The sequence below is a fragment of the Kordia sp. genome (assembly GCF_045105435.1).
Lineage (GTDB): Bacteria > Bacteroidota > Bacteroidia > Flavobacteriales > Flavobacteriaceae > Kordia.
In genome coordinates this window covers 1-4,356 of record NZ_JBGCDL010000057.1, presented here as the reverse complement: position 1 = coordinate 4,356, position 4,356 = coordinate 1, and the positions used below count along the sequence as shown (strand labels likewise).

Genomic DNA, 4,356 nt, shown 5'->3' with positions numbered 1-4,356 from the left:
ATTATTCTTCGTTACTCAATTTGTCATTCCTGCGTAGGCAGGAATCTCACTCTGGAGGAAACGCTACTGTGCTTTGATAAACGCTCACTACTCACTACTAATATCTCATTACTTTTTTTCTTTATGTTTCGCTAAAATTTCCTCTTCAAAAAATTCACGTTGTTCTTTTGGTAATTCATACAATGCTTGTGTTTCTCCTTGTAAAATTACTTTTCGGTAGGTTTGTAGGTATTTGTAGGATATTTGAAGTTCTTCGGGCATTCTAAGACTTTCTGAAATAATTTTTTCTAATTGAAGGCATTTTTCTAAGTTTAAGAAGTTTTTTGTAAATAGAATTAATTGTATAGAATTATTGATTTGATTAGTGAAATGTGTATTGATCTGTTGAACATTTGTTAGAATTAGAACATATTCAAAATACTTTTCAGTAGATCGGATTTGAAGCTTTTTATCGTTAGTCAGTAAAGCAAACCCTAATAGAGTAGTTGCTAGAGCAAAAGTATTAGCAGAATTTTTAGGATTATCTATGTGAATTTGTTCAAATTTTTTAATAGAAGCTTTGTATAAGTCCTTGCTTTTGTTTTTGTCTGCTAAAAGAAATTGTGTTCTACCCCAATTATAAAGAGTTTCTTCATCTTGAGGATTTATTTCATGTGCTTTTTGATATTTTTCACAAGCATCATAATATAATTTTTCATCATTATCAATTTCAGCTAAATTGATAATTGCATATGCCCAATTCTGGAGATTATCTGAATCTTTTGGATTTATTTCATAAAATTTTTGAAATTTTTCATTAGCAGATTCTAATACCTCTTTACTCTTATTATAAGTATATAGGTTAATTAATGTAGTTCCCCAATTGTATAAAATTTTTAAATCATCAGGCTTTATTTCATAAGCTTTTCGAAATTTTTGAATGGCTTCATAAAATAAAACTTTATTTTTCTTATTTTCAGCTTTCTCTGCTAGAGCGATACCCCATAAGTTATAGAATGCAGGTTTTTTTGAGTAGATGTCCTTATTTTTTTCTAAGATACTCAAAGCTTTATTATAGTTTTTATTTTCTAATAATGAAGTAATTTTTTTCTTAAATGCAAGGCTTAACTCATCAATAGAAATCTTTTGAACTTCCAATGCACGCTCCCTAGCATCAATTTCATACTGGTATTTACGCAAATCAGCATCAATTACACATTTAGATAACATCTCCGAAAAACGATTTTTCTGCGCTTCCAACTCATTATTTTCATAATACAAAGCCAAGAAATCTATAAATAAAGCATTCACGCCTTCTCTATGTTCCCCAATTTCAATGCTCAAACGTAATAAAGGTTCAGCAATGTCGTAGAGTTTGTTGCGTTTGTCGGTTACGTCTACAATGGCTTCAATTAGTTTTTTCTTGGTAAGTTCACTCAATTGTTTGGACAATGATTTTTGATCAATAAAACATTGCCTGGCAATTTCTTTTCCAAGTTGCGGCACTTTTGCCATCGCTATAAAACGCAGAATTTTTTGCTGTTGTGGCGGTAAGTAACGAATATAAGTTTCGTAATAGGGTTTTAAATCATTCAATGTTTTGATGAATGTAACAGATAAATCAGATAGTAAATCAGCTTTTAAAAATTCATAAAAAGTGACCAACAATCTATGATTTCCTTTTACCAATCTATGAATGGCTTTTACTTGTGCCAATCCTTTTGTGTTTAAGTGTTCTAAAACATCTTCCCGTTTTTCTATTTTGGCTAAAGACTTTAATAATTCATAAGATTGATCGAAGCTTAACTTTTGTAAATGGATTTCTTCAAAGAATCCGTAGAACGGACGATCTTCTCTGCCAATATCATCACTTAGTGCTTGTGCTGTGGCAATAATACTCGTGCGCTCATTTCTATATAACCAAGCTCTTAGTTTAGACTGACCTTTGTTTTTTAATGTTTCCAAAATATCGTTGAAGTTTTCGGCTAAAATTAACAATGGTCTTCCGTCTAAATATGTTTTAATGATTCTTTCAACCGTTTCTTCTTGGTGAGAAGATGGTGTTTCTTGTAATATGGTGAGTTGCTCATTTAGGAAATCTGCATCTTCTTCATTCCATCGAATAAAGGCATTTAAAATTCGCACCATAAAATCCAAATAGTCCGCTATTCCGTATTCTTCCTCAGCAAAGTAGGCGACAACTATTTTTTTGTTTTTTATATATGGTTGCGCTCTGTGATATAGAATTCGTAATAAATGTGTTTTTCCTGTTCCTCTTGCACCAACTACAATAGCATGATGATTCAATCCATCTTTTGCAATGTTTTTGACTTTTTTTTCGAGTGTTTTTGCAACTTTTTCTCGTCCAATAAGTAACTTTTCTAAAATTTCGGGTTGTACACTTTTTGCTCCAAAGGATAAAAAAGAGCTTACGCCATGTTGATGTTCCACCATTTTTTTACAATTTGATATTTGAATGAGAATTGTTTTTTAGTGCCATTTAATTCACGAATGAGATAGTTTTCTGAGAGTAATGTGTGAAGACATTCCTTGACAATATTTTCTTTGAAATCAATTTCTTTTAGAATCTTTTTCTGAGAAGTTTTCTTTTCTCTTTGAGAAATAAAAGACAGTATTGCTTTCATACAATTAGCTTCATCTTTATGATAATAAGTAGTAATACGATCTTCTAATTGTTTTAAAACTTTGCTTTCTTGAGGATCATTTAATAGCAGATTGTAAGATTCTTTTATATTGTCAATAGTGATGACATCATCATATTTATTTCTGACAATACTAAAAATACGATTGATATAAAAAGGAAGATTTTCAGCATAATCGCAAATGTTTTTGAGAAGTTCTTTTTTATTATCTTCTGAATCGATTATAAAATCGTCAAGAAATAGACATTCACATAAAAAATAAGCTTCTTCAGTTGGCATTGCTCCAATATTATAGCGAGCAGCATCGTTAAAAGGTTCGCCTGTGTATGAATGCTCATCTTTTAATCTTTTTAAAACAACTTGCATTCCAATAGAACCACAAATGACAAAGCGAACACTTCCTGTGCTTTCTAGTAATTGTCTGTGTTTGCGCAAGACATCTAAGAATTCTTTGGCTTGTTCAGCCTTACCGTTTACAATCCAATTCCAAATCATGATGGGAAGTTCATCAAGAATAATAACAAGCGTTTCTTTTTCTTTTTTCTTTCTGTGTGCAATGTCTTGAAGACAAGCTCCAAGAACATCTTTCCATTTTCGTTCAAATTCAGGTAATCTGAAAGTAATGTCAGCAACATCAATATCAGGTTTTATTGAATTATAAATTTTGAAAATTTTATCCCAAGCTATTTTTATTCCTTTATAGGATTGTTCACTTCTTAATTCTGTTATTAATATATCAATAAGTTCATTTACGCTTATTACTCCTTGAAGTGTAAAGTATAATACATGTTGATTTTCTTTTGCTTGAAACCCATATTTTTGTAGAAATAGTGTTTTTCCCATACGTCGTATTTCTTCAATAACAACACTTTGCGATTCAAGCATTTTTTCTAACTTTTGAATATCTTTTTCTCTTCCAACAATTTTATTTACAGGAATAGTACCTTGTGTTGGAGATAACTTGTACGGTTTCATGGCTTTAAGAATTTAATCAAATGTACGACAAAAATATCGTAAGATGAAATTATCGCACGTTAATTTTGTCGTAAGAATGGAAAGCTAGCTATTTAAGAATTCTTATATTGCCTATTCTAAAAAACAAAGAAACATGAGTTATATAATGATTGATATAGAATCGGACGGACCAATTCCTGGTGATTATTCTATGATCTGTTTTGGAGCCGTTTTGGTAGATCCTGCACTTGATAGAACGTTCTACGGAAAAATAAAACCAATTTCGGAGCAATTCAATCCGGAAGCATTGGCAATTTCAGGATTTTCGCGTGAAGAAACGTTGGAATTTGATGATCCAAAAACTGTAATGACCGATTTTAAAACCTGGATTCAAGAAAACTCGAAAGGAAGACCAATTTTTATAAGTGATAACAATGGTTTTGATTGGATGTTTATTTGCTGGTATTTTCATCATTTTATAGGTGAAAATCCATTTGGCTATTCTTCAAGAAGACTTTCAGATCTTTTTTGCGGATTAGAAAAAGATACGTTTGCCAAGTGGAAACATTTGCGCAAAACCGTTCATACACACAATCCTGTTGATGACGCAATGGGAAATGCTGAGGTTTTATTAATGATGAAAAAAGAAATGGATTTAAAGATTAGTTTGAAGTAGGTTTTTTGTTGGAATCAGGATTTTTAGAACCTAGATTCTAGATGTTTTCTAAATAAATTTAGTGTTTCAATGTAGATTTCGATA

At 30.9% G+C, this 4,356-nt stretch carries 3 protein-coding genes; 1 reads left to right on the top strand and 2 read right to left on the bottom strand.

What is annotated here, in order from left to right; all coding sequences use genetic code 11:
- Positions 1–108: 108 nt before the first annotated feature.
- Entirely contained in the window at positions 109–2,433 is a 2,325-nt protein-coding gene (locus AB8B65_RS02675; RefSeq protein WP_405299291.1) for a hypothetical protein, read from the bottom strand.
- Entirely contained in the window at positions 2,409–3,617 is a 1,209-nt protein-coding gene (locus AB8B65_RS02670) for a hypothetical protein (protein WP_405299289.1), read from the bottom strand. Before AB8B65_RS02670 ends, AB8B65_RS02675 begins: the two co-directional genes overlap by 25 nt.
- Before the next feature lie 133 nt (positions 3,618–3,750).
- Here AB8B65_RS02670 and AB8B65_RS02665 point away from each other — a divergent pair, with 133 nt between their 5' ends.
- Positions 3,751–4,272, top strand: a complete 522-nt coding sequence (locus AB8B65_RS02665) for a 3'-5' exoribonuclease domain-containing protein (RefSeq protein ID WP_405299288.1) — start codon at positions 3,751–3,753, stop codon at positions 4,270–4,272.
- The last annotated feature ends 84 nt before the right edge of the window (positions 4,273–4,356 follow it).